Here is a 16203-nt window from a genome sequence, read left to right on the forward strand (position 1 = left end):
CGGGATCCGACGGGCGCCGGTCACCCCGGCGACTGGTCCCCGGTGGACCGCTCACCGCGCCCGTACGGCCAGCAGTGCGGTGTCGTCCTCGCGGTGGTGGATCGAGGCGAGCAGCAGGTCGCACAGCTCGTCGAGGGGTAGCGTGTCGGCGCCGGTCAGCCGGTCAGCCAGCTCGGCCTGCCCCTCGTCGATGGATCGGTCCCGTCGCTCGATCAGCCCGTCGGTGTAGAGCAGCAGGGTGTCGCCGGTGGCCAGGCTGGTCGACTGGCTGGTCCGCGGCGACGGCCGGGCCAGGCCGAGCAGCGGCTCCGGCGTCGCCTCCAGGGCCTCGACCGCCCCGTCGGCGCGAACCACCAGGGCCGGCGGGTGCCCGGCGTTGGACCAGGTCACCGCGTGGACACCGGCGCTCTGCGGACAGATCCGGACCAGGGTCGCGGTGGCTGCGATCGGCAGCCGCAGGCCACGGATCGCACCATCCAGGTTGCTCATCAGCGCCCCGACCGTGTCCGGCCGGCCGAAGGCGTTGCCCCGCACGAGGTTGCGCAGCTGGCCCATGCTCGCCGCCGCCTCAATGTCGTGACCGGCCACGTCCCCGATTGCCACGATCACGTCGCCGTCGGGCTGGACGAAGGCGTCGTACCAGTCACCGCCCACCTCCACCCGGTCGGCCGCCGGCTGGTAGCGGGCCGCCAGCTCCAGCTCGCTCAGGGCCGGCAGCCGCGGCAGCATGCTGTGTTGCAGAACCTCGGCGACGTGCCGCTGCTCGCCGTACATCGAGCTGTTGCCGATGGCCTGGCCGGCCCGGCGGCCGATGTCGACCGCAGTGAGCAGGTCGCGGTCGTCGAACTGCTGACGTAGCGAGCCGTTGACGAGGGTGATTGCGCCCAGCACGGTGCCGCCGGCGCCCGGCACCGGCACGCTCAGGTAGGAGGCGATGCCCAGGCGACCGGCGATCGACGCCATCTCCGGGTGCGTGGTGCCCCTCGTCACGTCGGCCAGGGACGCCACGCCGCCGAGCCGGGGCTGGCCGGTCCGCAGCACCGCCCGGATCATCGACTCTGGGCTCAGCCCGGTGCGCAGCAGCTCACCGAAGCGGTCGACGTCCGCCGCCCGGGTCGGGTCGCGGTGCACCGAGACCACCTCGCGGGGCAGGCCGGTCGGCCCGATCAGGGTGAGCAGGCACCAGTCGGCGAGCAACGGAACCATGGTGGCGGCGAGCCGGCGCAGCGCGGTGCCCACGTCCAGTGTGCCGGCCAGCGTCTCACTCACCCCGGCCAGCAGCTCCAGTCGCTCATGCGCCTGCACGACCCGGCGCCGTGCCTCCTGCGCGCCGTCGAGCGCGATCCGCAGTCGCAGCTCCGACGAGCAGGCGGCTGCCAGGTCGGCCAGTGTCCGCAGCTGCGCGGCGGTCCAGGCGCGGGGCTTGCTGTCGATGGCGCAGAGCGAGCCGAGCACCCGGCCGGAGAGGTCGGTCAGCGGCATCCCGGCGTACGCGACCACGCCGAGGTCGTCGATGGCCAGGTTGTCCCGGACGCGGGGGTGGAGCCGGGCGTCCGGCAGCACCATCGGCACCTCGGTGTCCACCGCGTGCTGGCAGAAGGAGTGGCTCAGCGGGGTCTGCCGTCGCTCCGACCAGGGCTCCGGCAGCCCGACCGCGCCCGGAAAGAACTGCCGGTCGGCAGAGACCAGGGACACCAGCGCGACCGGCACGTCCAGCAGGTCGCTGACCAGCCGGGCGAACCGGTCGAACGCCTCGTCCGGGGCGGCGTCCAGCCCGGTGTCGGCGAGCGCGCGCAGCCGCGCCGGGTCGCTGAGCGCCGCAGGTGGGGCGATCGGACGCCGGGCGGTGGCGGGGGAGCCGTCGGTCATCGAGCACCTGTCTGCCGGGGCGGAGGCCGACCGGCCCTACGACCCTTCGTTATACCTCGTCCAGGCCCGGGTCGAACATCGGTGTGCTGAGTCTCGCCCGCCCCGGCTCGGCACGCCATCCCCCGGGACGTCGGTTCGCCGCCGTGCCCGCGCCAGCTGCCGCGTCGGGGACTATCGTCGGCGGACGTGAAGGTATGGATCCCGCACCAGGCCGGCCTGAACCTCCTGGGCGAGCTGCCCCCGGACGTGACGGTGGAGGTTGTCGAGCGTGCCGACCAGTTGCCGTCGGACGTGACCGACGTCCGCGTCTGGGTGCCACCGTTTCTGAGCGGGACGGACGCGACGGCGTTGCTCCATCAGTTGCCCGACCTCGCGGTGGTGCAGTTGCTCTCCGCCGGGGCCGACGCGTGGGCCGGCCGCACGCCGCCGGGTGTCACGCTCTGCGACGCCCGTGGTGTGCATGACCCGTCGACTGCCGAGTGGGTCGTCACCGCGATCCTCACTCAGTTGCGGGCGTTCCCGGCGTTCGTCCGGGCGCAGGCCGAGCGGCGCTGGGCGTTCGAGGGGAACGCCCCGACCGACGAGCTGACCGGCAAGCGGGTGCTCATCATCGGAGCCGGTTCGATCGGCACCGCGGTGCGCGACCGGCTCGCGCCTTTCGAGGTGAGCTTCACCCTGGTCGCGAGGTCGGCCCGCCCCAAGCAGGGGGTGCACGCCGTCGAGGAACTGCCCCGGCTGCTGCCCGAGGCGGACGTGGTGGTGGTGCTGGTGCCGCTCACCGACCAGACCCGCGGTCTGATCGACAAGGATTTCCTGGCCGCGATGCCGGACGGGGCGCTGTTGGTCAACGCCGCCCGGGGGCCGGTGGCGCGCACCGAGGCGCTCGTCGCCGAGCTGGGCACCGGTCGGATCTCGGCGGCGTTGGACGTCACCTACCCGGAGCCGCTGCCCGCCGACTCGCCGCTCTGGGCGATGCCGAACGTGCTGCTCACCCCGCACGTGGCCGGGTCGGTGCGCGGCCTACTGCCGCGGGCCTACCGACTGGTCGGCGATCAGGTACGCCGGTTCGCCGCCGGGCAGCCGCTGATCAACACGGTGGTCGACGGCTACTGACCGGGGGACTCGGCCGCGTCGTGGTGCAGCGCCTGGCCGGTGACTGAGATCAGCCGGGGCAGATCCTCCCCGCGGACGGCCGGCAGCGTGAGCTGCTGGCCGTCGTCGAGCCGGGCGACCGCCCGTCCGCGCGCGTCGGTGGCCAGCTCGAGGACCTGGGCCCAGTCGATCCGGCGTTGCCCCGCCAGCGCCCGTACGCGCAGCTCCCGCGCGTCGGCGTCGGTGCCGGCCCGCCAGGCCCACACCGCGACGGCGAGCGGTACGAGCAGCACCGGCAGCAGGTAGGTCCGGGCGTTGGCCAGCGGCAGGGCACCGAAGAAGGCGATGACCGCGGCGACCAGGATGGCTTGGTTGTACCGGAAGCGGACCGTGTCGGGCTTACTCACCCTCCGATGATCCCACCCCCGGCCGGTTCGGCTCGCGGCGGGCGGTGCCGCGAGCGTGCGGTACGCCGTACAGTGACACAGGTCGTTGTCTCCTCCAGCTGACCGACAAGTAACCGATTCGGCCGTCGATCGTTACCCAATTTTGGGGAACAGCGGACCCGCACCGTCCGATGTCCCGCACCGTCGCACCGCCCCCGTGCCCCCTCACGAAGGCGACCGCCGTGCTCCTCGCGTATCCGTTCCGCGTCCTCGTCCCCCGCCGTGCGGCACCGGAGGCCGCCACGTCCACGGCGGTGGCGCTGCTCCTGCTCGCTGGTGCCGCCGGCCTGATCCCGACCTCGGTGGTGATCGCGCTGGCCGCCGGGGCCGGCGCCACGCTCGCCGGGGTGCGACTCTCCCGGCTGGCCACCCGGCGCCCCGCCGATCCGTCACCGCGTGCGGCGGGCGTGCTGCTCGACACGGCGGTGGTGGCGGCTGGTCTCGCCGCCGTCGTGCTGCCCCTCGCCGACATCGGGCACACCGTCGCCGTGCTGGCCGGGTCGCTGGTCGTGGCGGCTCTCTCCGTGACCGGCCTGTGCCGGCTCCCCGGCCGGGCGCGGTCGTCGGCCGGGGTCCGGCTGCGCTGGCTGGTCGAGTCGACCGGCCCGGCCGTCGGTCTGGCCCTCGCCGGCTGGCTGCTGCTGCCCCGTGACGGCCTGCCGGTCCCGGCCCGGCTGGTCGCCGCGTTGGCGCTCGGCGGGTTGGGCATGGCCGCGCTCAACGCGTTCGCGGGGCCACGGCGACGTTCGGGCGCGGCGGTGTGCCGGGGCGGCGTCCTGCTCACCCTGGGCGGGCTGGTGCTGCTGGCCACGCTGCCGGCTGGGCGGGCGACGCTGCTGGCCGTACCCCCGCTGGTGTTCGGGATGCTGCTCGTCGCGGTCGGTGCGGCCGACGCGGCGGACGTGGGCGACGCGGAGCCGGCGGAGCCGATCGCGGCGGCCTGGCCCCGGTCGGTGCTGCCAGCGGCGGTGCTGTTGCTGGCGACGGGTCTGCACCTGGGCGCCGGCCACGCCCCGGATCGGACGAGCGTGTTGTTGGCCCTGGCGGCGGTGCCACCGCTGGTGTTGCGCGAACTGCTGCGCGCAGGTGATCCGCGCATCCCCGAACGGCGCGCGGCGCATCGCCGACGTGCCGGCGCCGCGATCCGGCATCGCCGTGCGGCGCAACCACGCTGGCTGGGTACGTCGGATCCTCCACCCCCGCCGCCCGAACACGGCCATGCCGGCCGTGCCGGTGACCTGGCCACCGCGAACGGTGGCGGCTCGACCTGGTCGTCTGATGACGACGCCGCCTGGTCGGCGCTCAACCAGCGGCCCGTTCCGGCGGGAGGCGGTGGTCCGGGCGACCGGGCGGCCCTGCTGGACGCCCTCGCCGCGATCGGCGACGTGCCGGAGCCGACCGGTGCGCTGCTGCTGGTGGACCTGCACGGCACCGACGGGATCGGCCCGACGGCCCGGGAGGACGTGCTGGCCGAGGCGGTGCATCGCGCCCGCGCGGTCATCGCATCCGACGACCTGGTCACCGGGTGCACGGCTGCCGGCTTCGCCGTGGTCACCGCCGCCAGCCCGATGCTGGCGTACGCGCTGGGCACCCGGCTGTTGACCGCGCTCACCCCGCCCTACCGGCTGGCCGGTGCGGAGCTGCGAGTCCAGGCGAGCATCGGGTTGGCCGAGGTGAGCGGCGCTGGGCCGGCGGACGTGCTCCGTCAGGCCGAGCTGGCCCGACGACGGGCCGTGCAGCTGGGCCGGGATCGGGTCGAGTGGTACGACGCGTTCCTGGAGGAACAGCTGGTTCGCCGACTCGATCTGGAACGCGAGCTGCCCGGTGCGGTGGCGCGCGGCGAGTTGGATCTCGTCTACCAGCCGGTGGTCGACCTGGCCGACGGGCAGCCGGTGGGGGCGGAGGCGCTGCTGCGCTGGCGCAGCCCGGTGCTCGGCACGGTGCTCCCGGCCGAGCTGCTGCCGGTCGCGGAGGACCTGGACCTGGTCGGCGAGTTGGAGTGGTGGGTACTGGATCGGGCCTGCCGGCAGTTGTCCAACTGGTCGGTGGGTGCCCGGGAGTTGTGGATGGCGGTCAACGTCACGACCCGGGAGTTGATCACCCCCGATTTCGTCCAGCGGGCCGCGGCGGTGCTGGCCGCGTACGGGGTGCCGCCGGAGCGGCTGGTGGTGGAGGTGAGCGAGCCGAGGGTCGCGGGTGACCTGCCGACCGTGGTGGCCCGGCTGGCCGGGCTGCGGTCGCTGGGCGTACGCACCGCGTTGGACGACTTCCGGGCCGAGCACGCCTCGCTGGCTCAGCTTCGCCGGTTGCCGATCGACCTGCTCAAGGTGGGCCCGGAGTTGGTGGGCGTGCGGCCGGACGGGCAGCCGCCGCTGATCGACGTGGTGGTCAACGTCGGCGAGCGGCTGGGCGTCGAGATCGTCGCCGAGGAGTTGGAGTCGTCGACCCAGGTCGAGGGGGCGCGTCGGGGCGGCTGCCGGTATGGGCAGGGGTTCGCGCTGGCCCGCCCGGCGACCGCTGAGCGGGTCGAGGCGTACTTCGAGGAGTTTCCGTCGGCGTCCCGCTGAGCTGACAGGTTAACCGGTTCACCTTTCCCGGGGTGGTGCCGTGCTGCCGCGCGGTGTGAGGTGGGGCGTCTCGTCCTGCACCCGGCTCGCGGGTTGTCCGGCGATGACGGCGAGCAGTTGCCGGGCGGCGTGCGCGCCGTACGCCGGGATGTCTCGGCCCAGCGCGGTCAGCGGCGGATGCACGAGGCGGCACAGCGGCGAGTCGTCCCAGGCCACGATGGACAGATTGCCCGGCACGGTGAGCCCCATCTCCTGGGCTACGGACAGCCCGGCGATGGCCATCACGTCGTTGTCGTAGATGACCGCGGTGGGCCGGTGGGTGGAGCTGAGCAACCGGCGGGTGGCCCGACCGCCCTCCTCGCCGGTGTAGTCGGACCAGACGGTGGCCGCGTCGACCAGGCCGAGCCGCTGGCAGACCGCCGCGAAGGCGTCGGTGCGGATCTTGGTGTGCCGCAGGTCGGGCAGGCCAGCGACCCGCGCGATCCGCCGGTGCCCGAGCGCGACCAGGTATTCCACCGTCTCGGTCAGCGCGGCGGTGTCGTCGGACCAGACGCTGGCCAGTTCACCGGTGCCACCGGGCCCGCCGATCACCACCGCCGGCAGTTGCAGCTGCTCGAGTGCGGGGATGCGTCGGTCGTCGGTACGCAGGTCGCAGACGAGCACGCCGTCCACCCGACGTTCGCCCCACCAGCGCCGGTAGACCGCGATCTCGGCGTCGTGGTCGGCCACCACCTGGAGGGTCAGCGCGTACGAGCGGGCGGAGAGTTCGGCCTCGACACCACTGATCAGCGCCATGAAGAACGGCTCGATGCCGAGTATCCGGGCCGGTCGGCACAGGGCCAGACCGACCGCCCCGGCGGTGGCGGCGGAGAGGGCGCGGGCGGCGCTGCTCGGGCTGAACCCGATCTCCGTGGCGATGCTCAGGATGCGCTGCCGGGTGGCCTCGGAGACGCCGGGCTGCCCGTTCAGCGCGTACGAGACGGCGCCCTTGGACACCCCGGCGCGTCGGGCCACGTCGGCGATGGTCGGCCGCTTCACCGGCGTGCTCCTTTGCTGGCGCGGGGGCGTCAACCGACCGTTGACAGTCCTGAAGTCGAACCGTACGGTGGCTTAGCTTATTCGGTTCAGTCAACGTCTTTCGATGCAGAAGGTGCGGTGAAATCTTGAGCCGACAGGCACTCTACGACGGTTGGACCCTGCGGGCGGCACCCGGAGCGCTGGTGCCGGTCGAGATCGCCGGGCAGGCTGTGCCGGCGACCGTGCCCGGTTGCGTGCACACCGACCTGCTCGACGCCGGGCTGATCCCCGATCCCTACCTCGACGACAACGAGCTGGCACTGGCCTGGATCGGGCGCACCGACTGGAACTACCGGACGAGCTTCCGGCGCCCGCCCGGCGACCACGACCGGGTCGACCTGGTCTGCGCCGGCCTGGACACCGTGGCCACGCTCACCATCAACGGCGTCGAGGTCGGTCGCACCGAGAACATGCACCGCGGCTACCGGTTCGACGTCCGGTCGCTGCTGCGCGACGGCGACAACGACCTGGTCGTCGCGTTCGACTCCCCGTACCGCTACGCCGAGGCGCAGCAGGAGCGGCTCGGCGACCGGCCCAACGCCTACCCGGAGCCATTCCACTTCATCCGCAAGATGGCCTGCAACTTCGGCTGGGACTGGGGGCCGACCCTGGTCACCGCCGGCATCTGGCAGGAGATCGGCCTGCATGCCTGGTCCACCGCCCGGCTGGCCACCGTCCGCCCACTGGTCACATTGGACGGCCGTGACGGCCGTGTCGAGCTGCACGTCGAGGTCGAGCGGGTCGCGGACGTCCCGCTGACCGTCCGGGCCGCCGTCGCCGGTGCCCGCGCCGACGTGGTCATCCCAGCCGGGCAGCGCAGGGCCGTTCTGACCCTCACCGTCCGCGAGCCCGCGCTGTGGTGGCCTCGGGGGTACGGCGAACAGGTGCGCCACCCGATCGAGGTGACCCTGCGCGCACCGCACGGCGACACCCTCGACAGCTGGTCGCACCGGATCGGCTTCCGCTCGGTGCGACTGGACACCACAGCGGACGAGCACGGCACCCCGTTCGTGTTGTCGGTCAACGACGTCCCGGTCTTCGTACGCGGGGTCAACTGGATCCCGGACGACGTGTTCCCCACCCGGATCACGCGGGACCGGCTGGCCGAGCGGTTCGACCAGGCCGCAGCGGCCAACATCAACCTGCTGCGGGTCTGGGGCGGTGGCCGGTACGAGTCGGCGGACTTCTACGACCTCGCCGACGAGCGCGGACTGCTGGTTCAGCAGGACTTCCTGTTCGCCTGCGCGGCCTACCCGGAGGAGGGGCCGTTCGGCAGCGAGGTGGCCGCCGAGGCCGCCGAGCAGGTGACCCGACTGGCGCCGTACCCGTCGTTGGTGCTCTGGACCGGCAACAACGAGAACATCTGGGGCTGGCACGACTGGGACTGGCAGGCGCCCCTTGCCGGGCGCACCTGGGGACATGGCTACTACCTTGACGTGTTGCCCCGGATCGTCGGCGAGCTGGACCCGACCCGCCCGTACTGGCCGGGCAGCCCCTGGTCGGGCACCGAGGCGATCCACCCCAACGACCCGGCGCACGGCACCACCCACATCTGGGACGTGTGGAACACCGACGACTACACCAGGTACCGCGAACACGTGCCGCGTTTCGTCGCCGAGTTCGGCTATCAGGGCCCACCGGCGTACGCGACCCTGCGTCGGGCACTGAGCGACGAACCCCTGGCGCACGACTCGCCGGGCATGGCCCACCACCAGAAAGCAGCCGACGGTGACGCGAAGCTCCAGCGGGGCCTGGACGCGCATCTGCCCGCCCCGGCGGACTTCGACGACTGGCACTACCTGACGCAGCTCAACCAGGCCCGAGCGATCCAGCTGGGGGTGGAGCACTTCCGTTCACACCGGGGCGTCTGCGCGGGCACCATCGTGTGGCAGCTCAACGACTGCTGGCCGGTCACCTCCTGGTCGGCCGTCGACGGCGACGGCCGCCGCAAACCCCTGTGGTACGCGCTGCGCCACGCGTACGCCGATCGGCTGCTCACCGTGCAGCCCCGCGCCGGCGGCCTGGCCCTTGTCGCGGTCAACGACGGCGGCGCGGCCTGGCGGGCGTCGGTCTCGGTGACGCGGCTGACCCTCACCGGTGAACCACGGGCGAAGACGACGATGGAGCTGGCCGTTCCGGCGTACTCGGCGGTGACGCTGGCGCTGCCGGCGGAGCTGAGCCGGCCGGAGCAGGCCCGGCGTGAGTTGCTGGTCGCCGAGGCGGGCCAGAGCGCCGAGCGGGCGCTCTGGTTCTTTGCCGAGGATCGGGACGTGGACTGGCCGTCGGCGGCCTGGGACGCGGCGGTCGAGCGGGTCGACGGCGGGCAGCAGGTCCGGGTCACCGCCCGCACGGTGCTGCGCGACCTGATCCTCTTCGCCGACCGGCTGGACCCGACGGCCTCCGTCGACAACGCCCTGGTCACCCTGCTGCCAGGCGAGTCGACGACCTTCACCGTGCGTGCCGACGCCCCGCTGGACGCCGCAGCTCTCACCGCCCGACCGGTGCTGCGCTGCGTCAACGACATCAGACGTTGCTAGCCGCACAGAAAGTGCGCTGAGCGTGCCACCGCACGCAATACCGCGCACCCTGCGCGATCTTGCACTTTCTGCCCCCGTCTAAGGGGCATGTCACGCAAAACGGCGACCGAACCTGCAAGATCGCTGGACCGACCCGGGTCACCGTTTGGCATCGTGTTGAAGACTTCTTCAAGTGCTAAAGTCTTCGTATCGATTGGGAGGGGTGCTCATGTCAGTCCCGCTGTACCAGGCGAAGGCGGAACTCTTCCGCACCCTCGGGCACCCGGTGCGCATCCGGGTCCTCGAACTGCTCCAGGACGGCCCGAAGCCGGTCCGCGACCTGCTCGCCGTGATCGAGGTCGAGGCCTCCAATCTCTCCCAGCAGCTCGCCGTGCTGCGCCGCGCCGGCATGGTCACCTCACACCGTGACGGTCCCCTCGTTATGTACGCGCTCAGCACCCCGGATGTGGCCGACCTGCTGGCCGCCGGTCGACGGATCCTCGGCGCGGTTCTGACCAACCGGGACGCCCTCCTCGACGAGCTGCGTGCGACGAGCGGGGACCGGTGAGCGGCGCCATTCCTGTCGCCGGCGAGCGGCTCCTCGGGCTGCTGCCCGGCCGGGCCGACTGGGCTGCCGTCCGCCGCTCACCACGCCGGGACCTGCTGGCCGGGCTCACCGTGGCGGTGGTGGCGCTGCCACTGGCCCTGGCGTTCGGCGTCACCTCCGGGTTGGGCGCCCAGGCCGGGCTGATCACCGCCGTGATCGCCGGCGCGGTGGCCGCCGTCTTCGGCGGCTCCAACCTCCAGGTCTCCGGGCCGACCGGGGCCATGACCGTGGTGCTGGTGCCGGTGGTGCAGCAATTCGGAGCCAGCGGGGTGCTCATGGTCGGGGCGATGGCCGGTCTGGTGCTGATCGCGCTCGCCCTGGCCCGTGTGGGCAAATATGTCCGCTACCTGCCCACCCCGGTGCTGGAGGGCTTCACCGCCGGCATCGCCGTGGTCATCGCCCTGCAACAGGTGCCCGCCGCGCTCGGCGTCACCGACGCGCACGGGGAGAAGGTCTGGGCCGTCGCCGCCGACGCGGTCGTCCGTTTCGTCGTACACCCGCGGCCGGCCGCGCTCGCGGTGGCCCTCGCCGTCGCGGCGCTGATGCTGCTGGGCGCCCGGTGGCGGCCCGGCCTGCCGTTCTCGCTGCTCGGCGTCGGGGCTGCCACCGTCCTCGCCGAGGTCGTCCCGGTCGAACTGGTTCGGATCGGCGCGTTGCCGCAGGGCCTGCCTGCACCGTCCCTCGGCTTCCTCGACCTCGGCGCGCTCGGCGTGCTGCTGCCCAGTGCGCTCGCGGTCGCCGCGCTCGCCGCCTTGGAGAGCTTGCTCTCTGCCACCGTCGCCGACGGCATGACCGTCGGCGAGCAGCACGACCCGGACCGGGAACTCTTCGGTCAAGGGCTGGCCAACCTCGCCGCCCCGCTCTTCGGTGGCATTCCGGCGACCGCCGCCATCGCCCGTACGGCGGTGAACGTCCGCGCTGGCGCGGCCTCGAAGCTGTCCGCCCTCACCCACGCCGTCGCCCTCGCCGCGATCGTGCTGGCCGCCGCGCCGCTGGTCGGTCGGATCCCGCTCGCCGCCCTGGCTGGTGTGCTGCTGGCCACCACGGTCCGAATGGTGGAGGCCGGCTCGCTGTGGGCGTTGGCCCGCGCCACCCGGGGCGACGCGGTCGTGCTGGTTCTCACCTTCGCCGTCACCGTGATCTGGGATCTCGTCACCGCCGTCGCGGTCGGCGTCGGCGTCGCCGTGGTCCTCGCCCTGCGCGCGGTGGCCCGCAGCGCCCGGCTGGAACAGGTGCCCCTCGACCCCGGGGCACACAGCGCCGAGGAATATGCGCTGCTCACCGAACACATCGTCGCGTACCGGCTGGACGGACCGCTCTTCTTCGCCGCGGCGCACACCTTTCTGCTCGAACTCTCCGAGGTCGCCGACGTTCGAGTGGTCATCCTGCGGATGTCCCGGGTGACCACCATGGACGCCACCGGCGCACACGTCCTCGGCGACGCGATCCGACGGCTGCGCGGACGTGGGATCACCGTCCTGCTCTCCGGCGTCACCCCCGCCCACGACCAGGTGCTCGCCACCCTCGGAGTGGCTGCCGACCTACGCCGCGAGGGGCTGGTCTTTCCCGACACCCCGACCGCGATCCGGCACGCCCGCACGGCTGCGCTCTCCGTGACCGGCGGCCCGGCTGGCCGGACGTAACGGTTGAGAAGTGCGTGAAGGTCGCCCGCGCGCATGCGAAGGTGGCCGACACTCGGCGGGACTGGCAGCATAAGCCGTCCACGGCGATCATCCGCGACAACCAAGCGGTGTACGTCGAGGACCTGTGTGTGTCCGGTCTTGGTCGGACACGGTTGGCGAAGTCGGTGAACGACGCTGGCTGGGCTGAGTTCACGGCGATGTTGGAGTACAAGGCCACCCGGTACGGGCGAACCTTCGCCAGGGTGGACAGGTGGTTCCCGTCGACCCGCATGTGCTCGGACTGCGGGCGGGTAAACGACAAGATGACGCTCAACGTCCGGACGTGGGTCTGCCCGTGCGGCAGCCGTCACGACCGGGATGTGAACGCCGCCAGGAACATCAGGGCCGCCGGACGGGCGGACCTCAACGACCGTGGAGCGCAGGTAAGACCGGCATCCGTGCCGGCACCGCGCAGGGAAGCGGTAACCCGCCGGGAGCTTGCCCCTTCGGGGGTGTAGCAGACCGGAATCCCCCGCCCTTCAGGGCGGAGAGGACGTCAAGGCATGATCTACCGCCGTGGCCGTCGCTTCACAGCGCGGCCGACCGAAGAGGCGAAGACAGACGTCGAGCCCAGGCGGCACCCCGGGGAGCGCAAATGATCACCGAACATGTCCGAGACGCGGCGGCGACGGCGTTCGTCTTCGGGTTCTTCGCCACCACCTGGTTCGGCTGGGCCCAGGAAGCGCCCCCGAAGCCGTGGCGGCCGGTGCTGATCGCCGGTTCGGTTCTCTCGCTACTCACGGCGGCGGCCGGCGGCCTCCTCGCCTGGCGTCACTGGTCGGACGGTACGGCGTTCGATGCCGACACCAGCCCGACCTTCGGCATCGTCGTCGGCATCGAGTTCGGCGCTGCCGCCGTCGGCGCCGGGCTGCTCGCCCTGCTGAAGCGCCCTGAGCTGACCGCCCCCTGGATTGCCCTTGTCGTGGGCGTGCACCTCTTCCCGGTGGCGGCGCTGATCGACTACCCACTGATTCACGTGGTCGCCGCGCTGGTCACCGTGGTGGCGGTCGCGGCGGTCCCGGTGGCCCGGGCCCGCGCCGTGGCGGTGAGTGCGGTGGTCGGGCTCGGCACCGGCGGCGTGCTCCTGATCTTCGCGGTGTCCTCGCTGCTCATCGCCCTGGTCGCCTACTGAGGCTGGCACGAGCGGCGGACCTGAAGGGAGAGGAAAGGCTCCTCCAGGCCCACCGCTCGTCTGAGCGCGCGGCGGGTCAGGCGCGGGCGGCGGCCAGCACCTGACCGACCAGGGCACCCGAGGGGCCGCGGGCGCGGATCGTTACTCCGGGACGCGACGGTAAGCGCTGTCGCTGGCTGAGGTGGCCATTGAGGTGTACGTGTGCAGGGCCGCCGACACCGGGCGGATTGGCGAAGCGGAAACTAAGCCTCGACCTCGTCAACGCTCATCGTGGTGGTCGGTGCTCAGCCGAGGACGCTGATGTAGCGACGTGCCGCCTCCGAGCTGCCCTGCACGAGGGTCATGGCTTCGGCCAGGCGCTGCTTGCTTTGTTCGCCTCGGGCGATGGCTTCGGCGATCGTCGGATGGCCGGTGCCGGCGGCAATGGCCCGCAGTCGGGCCAGCATCTGTTCGGTGTTCTCGGCGGCGGCCCGGATCTGACTGATCGTGGCATTGCCCTGCTCGGCGGCCTGCATCAACGCCGCCTTGACTTCCTCGATGCTGGCCATGCCGCCCCCGTCTGACGATCGCGCAACGAGTTCACGTTTGCGTGGTCGGACGGACACTATCGGAGATGGGGGTGGTACGCAGCCCCGCTGGCTACAGGTACTCGGCGGCCGTCCGTTCCACGTCGGCGATGAACTCTTCAAGCTGCAACTCAGTGGGATCACTGTCTTGAAGCAGCTTGCCGAGGAAGACGATCTGCATTTGGAGGGCGGTCTCGGGGCTGAGATTGTCGATCAGCCCGACCTCACCGAGGGCCGCACGGACGAGCCCTTCCATCTCCAGAGTGGGCAGCGACTCCGCGCCGGGGAACTGCGAGCGCGTCTCGTTAACGAAGCGGGCCACGTCGGTGGGGGAGTGGGCAGTGGTGAAGCGTTCGTTGATCGCGATGGCGAACGCCGCGCCGATCACCTGATTTCCGCCGTGCCATCCGGAAGCCTCCAACCCGTCCAGGAGTTGGTCTACCGTGCCCCAGTCACGCCGTGCCATCGCGCGAATCAGGTCGCCGAACTCGGTCCGTACGCTCACGATCTCGTAACCTCGCTATTCCCTTGCGGATCGACTGAACAGAACGGTGGACGGCGATGCTCGCCACCAGCCCCACCACGACGAGATGGCCCGCCACGTCCGGTGCTTCGTTGATGAGGCGTTGACCTAACGTAGGGCCGACCGTCGGAGCTGTGGTGCCGGCTTGCTGAGCCCCGGACGGCCCCTGTGGGCCTCGGATGATTGTGAACGCTTCCCTGGCCGCCGCCACCGACTTCTGGGTGTTGTCCTGGACGTCCTCAGCCTTCCTGGTCATCGTACTCAGGAAGGAGGCGACGTTCTTCCGTGCGGATTCACGCTCGACTGTCTCGGCGAGTAGATCCTCACCGGACGGTGTGGCTGAGTCTGATGGTCGCGTGTTCGGGGCAGAGCCGGGAGCGACCGCGTTGGAATAGGCACCTACGCGGTCAGCCGCCTCGCTGATCAGGCGGGCGAGTCTGCCGGCTTTCTCAGCGGCAGTTTTGCTTTCTGTCACAGCGCCGGTGAGCTCGGGATGACCGCTGCCCTGCGCTCCCCGGGTGTAGTGCGCGTTGGCTTCTTCCGCGTCAGCCTGAGCGCGTCGCGCGACAACCGCGGCGCTGTGGAGGGTGTCGATGGCGCCACGTAGTTGGGCGACGACATCGCCGAGGCTTCCGCTCACCCGATGATGGCGAGGTAGGCGGCAGCATGGTCCTTGGCCGCCTTGATTCGGCGAAGCACCAACTCGACCTCGTCCGCAGCTTCACGGAGTGCTGTGCGGGACTCCTGCGCCTCGCCGCGTTTACTGTCATGCAGGGTGGCAATTGCCAGCGCTGACGCATCGGCGAGCCTGGCGTTGGCCTTCTCGATGCTCATCCGAGCGTTGTCGAGCGCTTGATCGCCCTTCCGGATCGTCACCTTGACATCGCCGATGGTCACTGCCGCACGTTAGCCGACCCCGGTCATCGAGCGCAGCCCCCGCGACGGGTGGGTGTCCCAGGTGGCCCAAAGACACCCACCGAAGCCTCAGAGGGAGATGCGGGTCGTTCGCACGAAGGTGGCCCATGCGGTGGGGGTGAAGGTGAGGGCCGGGCCGTGCGGGTCCTTGCTGTCGCGTACGGCGACGACGTTGGGCAGGTTGTCGGCAACCTCGACACACTCGCCGCCGTTGCCGCCACTGCGGGTGCTCTTGCGCCAACGGGCGCTGGTCAGATCAGTCATGGTGGACCTCCCCGGTGATCTTATTGATCAGTTGCTTCGATTGTCCCTCATCAAGGGCAAGCGAAAGCAGCCCCGACCAGACCTTTTCGTAGGCAGCCACCTCCGCGGGCCTGTCGAGGTATAGCGAGCCCGTCCACGACTCGCTGTAGACCACGTCCGGCTCAGGGGTGCTCCTGTTGCCGGGCGGGAAGCCGAGCAGGACGAACTCACCGCCGACAGCGCCATGATGCGGACCAGCGGCGAGAGGCAGAATCCGAATTGACACGTTCGGCATGCTGGTCGTCGTCAGTAGGTGGCGCAGTTGCCCTGCCATGGTTGCCGAGTCGCTGACCGGCCTGAGGAGCGCCGACTCGCAGAGCACCACCTGCACCTGCGGGGCCTTCGGCAGGCGGCGGGTCAGCAGGGACTGCCGTTGCAGACGAAGCTCGACCGCGCGCTCCCGGTCGTCCTCGCTCATGTCGGGCTGATCGATGCGGTAGATGCCTCGGGCGTAGTCGCGGCTCTGCAGAATGCCCGGCACGAGACTGTTCTTGAAGAACCGAATTCTCGACGCGGCGGATTCGAGGCCGACGTACAGCTCGAACCATTCGGGGACGGCATCGCCGTACGCGTGCCACCAGCCCTTGGCTTTGGTTTCGCCGGCCAGGGACATCAGCGCTCGGGTCAGCTCGCCCGCCGCCCCGAACAGCTCGCACATGGCTCGGACGTCGACGCCGCGCACCGAGCCGAGGCCGCTCTCGATCCGCCACACCTTCTGCCGGCTGCACTCCAGCGCCTCGGCGGCGGCGTCGAGGGTTATCCCCGCCTCGGTGCGCAGGTCACGCAGTGCCCTGCCGAGCTGTCGTCGGGGCACCGTCGAGCCCATGTCATCGGCCATGCGGCTCCTCCTTCGTGTTGAGTTTTGCAACATCCCGACGGCCGTTCTGCAACACGGAAATGTGCCCACA

The 16203-nt window shown here is 71.4% G+C and carries 16 protein-coding genes; 7 read left to right on the top strand and 9 right to left on the bottom strand.

The window, feature by feature from the left end; all coding sequences use genetic code 11:
* Window positions 1-51 precede the first annotated feature (51 nt).
* Complete coding sequence (locus OG811_RS16975) at window positions 52-1869, bottom strand: GAF domain-containing SpoIIE family protein phosphatase (RefSeq protein WP_406067024.1); 1818 nt, start codon at window positions 1867-1869, stop codon at window positions 52-54.
* A 186-nt stretch (window positions 1870-2055) separates the two neighbouring features.
* On the opposite strand from OG811_RS16975, the gene OG811_RS16980 reads away from it, so the two are divergent.
* A complete protein-coding gene (locus OG811_RS16980) occupies window positions 2056-2982 on the top strand; it encodes a 2-hydroxyacid dehydrogenase (RefSeq protein ID WP_406067025.1) in 927 nt (308 codons plus the stop codon).
* Here OG811_RS16980 and OG811_RS16985 read toward each other — a convergent pair.
* A complete protein-coding gene (locus tag OG811_RS16985) occupies window positions 2976-3368 on the bottom strand; it encodes a PH domain-containing protein (protein WP_406067026.1) in 393 nt (130 codons plus the stop codon). The two genes, OG811_RS16980 and OG811_RS16985, sit on opposite strands and share 7 nt — an antisense overlap.
* 221 nt (window positions 3369-3589) lie before the next feature.
* Here OG811_RS16985 and OG811_RS16990 point away from each other — a divergent pair, with 221 nt between their 5' ends.
* Window positions 3590-5974 carry an EAL domain-containing protein gene (locus OG811_RS16990; protein WP_406067027.1) on the top strand — a complete coding sequence of 795 codons (2385 nt, stop codon included), beginning with the start codon at window positions 3590-3592 and terminating at the stop codon, window positions 5972-5974.
* Window positions 5975-5992: 18 nt separating this feature from the next.
* Here OG811_RS16990 and OG811_RS16995 read toward each other — a convergent pair whose 3' ends face one another.
* Window positions 5993-7012 (bottom strand): LacI family DNA-binding transcriptional regulator, encoded by a 1020-nt coding sequence (locus OG811_RS16995; protein WP_406067028.1) that lies wholly within the window; start codon window positions 7010-7012, stop codon window positions 5993-5995.
* Window positions 7013-7137: 125 nt separating this feature from the next.
* Here OG811_RS16995 and OG811_RS17000 point away from each other — a divergent pair, with 125 nt between their 5' ends.
* The 5 genes from OG811_RS17000 (at window position 7138) to OG811_RS17020 (ending at window position 12988) form a co-directional block, all read left to right on the top strand.
* Window positions 7138-9588 (top strand): glycoside hydrolase family 2 protein, encoded by a 2451-nt coding sequence (locus tag OG811_RS17000; protein ID WP_406067029.1) that lies wholly within the window; start codon window positions 7138-7140, stop codon window positions 9586-9588.
* 208 nt (window positions 9589-9796) lie between these two features.
* Window positions 9797-10135 carry an ArsR/SmtB family transcription factor gene (locus OG811_RS17005; protein ID WP_406067030.1) on the top strand — a complete coding sequence of 113 codons (339 nt, stop codon included), beginning with the start codon at window positions 9797-9799 and terminating at the stop codon, window positions 10133-10135.
* A complete protein-coding gene (locus OG811_RS17010) occupies window positions 10132-11817 on the top strand; it encodes a SulP family inorganic anion transporter (RefSeq protein WP_406067031.1) in 1686 nt (561 codons plus the stop codon). Before OG811_RS17005 ends, OG811_RS17010 begins: the two co-directional genes overlap by 4 nt.
* A gap of 41 nt (window positions 11818-11858) precedes the next feature.
* The gene (locus OG811_RS17015; protein WP_406075767.1) at window positions 11859-12314 is read left to right on the top strand and encodes an RNA-guided endonuclease InsQ/TnpB family protein; all 456 of its coding nucleotides are present in this window, start codon (window positions 11859-11861) and stop codon (window positions 12312-12314) included.
* Between the two features lie 137 nt (window positions 12315-12451).
* The gene (locus tag OG811_RS17020; protein ID WP_406067032.1) at window positions 12452-12988 is read left to right on the top strand and encodes a hypothetical protein; all 537 of its coding nucleotides are present in this window, start codon (window positions 12452-12454) and stop codon (window positions 12986-12988) included.
* Between the two features lie 284 nt (window positions 12989-13272).
* Here the strand turns inward: OG811_RS17020 and OG811_RS17025 are convergent, their stop codons facing one another.
* From OG811_RS17025 to OG811_RS17050, 6 genes are all read right to left on the bottom strand, one after another.
* Entirely contained in the window at window positions 13273-13536 is a 264-nt protein-coding gene (locus tag OG811_RS17025; protein ID WP_405426605.1) for a hypothetical protein, read from the bottom strand.
* 91 nt (window positions 13537-13627) lie between these two features.
* Window positions 13628-14059, bottom strand: a complete 432-nt coding sequence (locus OG811_RS17030) for a hypothetical protein (protein ID WP_405426603.1) — start codon at window positions 14057-14059, stop codon at window positions 13628-13630.
* Window positions 14007-14717, bottom strand: a complete 711-nt coding sequence (locus OG811_RS17035) for a hypothetical protein (protein ID WP_406067033.1) — start codon at window positions 14715-14717, stop codon at window positions 14007-14009. The genes OG811_RS17030 and OG811_RS17035 overlap by 53 nt, the downstream gene beginning before the upstream one ends.
* Entirely contained in the window at window positions 14714-14974 is a 261-nt protein-coding gene (locus tag OG811_RS17040; RefSeq protein ID WP_406067034.1) for a hypothetical protein, read from the bottom strand. The genes OG811_RS17035 and OG811_RS17040 overlap by 4 nt, the downstream gene beginning before the upstream one ends.
* Before the next feature lie 87 nt (window positions 14975-15061).
* Entirely contained in the window at window positions 15062-15256 is a 195-nt protein-coding gene (locus OG811_RS17045) for a DUF397 domain-containing protein (protein ID WP_406067035.1), read from the bottom strand.
* A complete protein-coding gene (locus tag OG811_RS17050; RefSeq protein ID WP_406067036.1) occupies window positions 15249-16133 on the bottom strand; it encodes a helix-turn-helix domain-containing protein in 885 nt (294 codons plus the stop codon). Before OG811_RS17050 ends, OG811_RS17045 begins: the two co-directional genes overlap by 8 nt.
* Window positions 16134-16203: the final 70 nt, after the last annotated feature.

Origin of the sequence: Micromonospora sp. NBC_01638, assembly GCF_045209745.1 — a bacterium.
Classification (GTDB): domain Bacteria; phylum Actinomycetota; class Actinomycetes; order Mycobacteriales; family Micromonosporaceae; genus Micromonospora.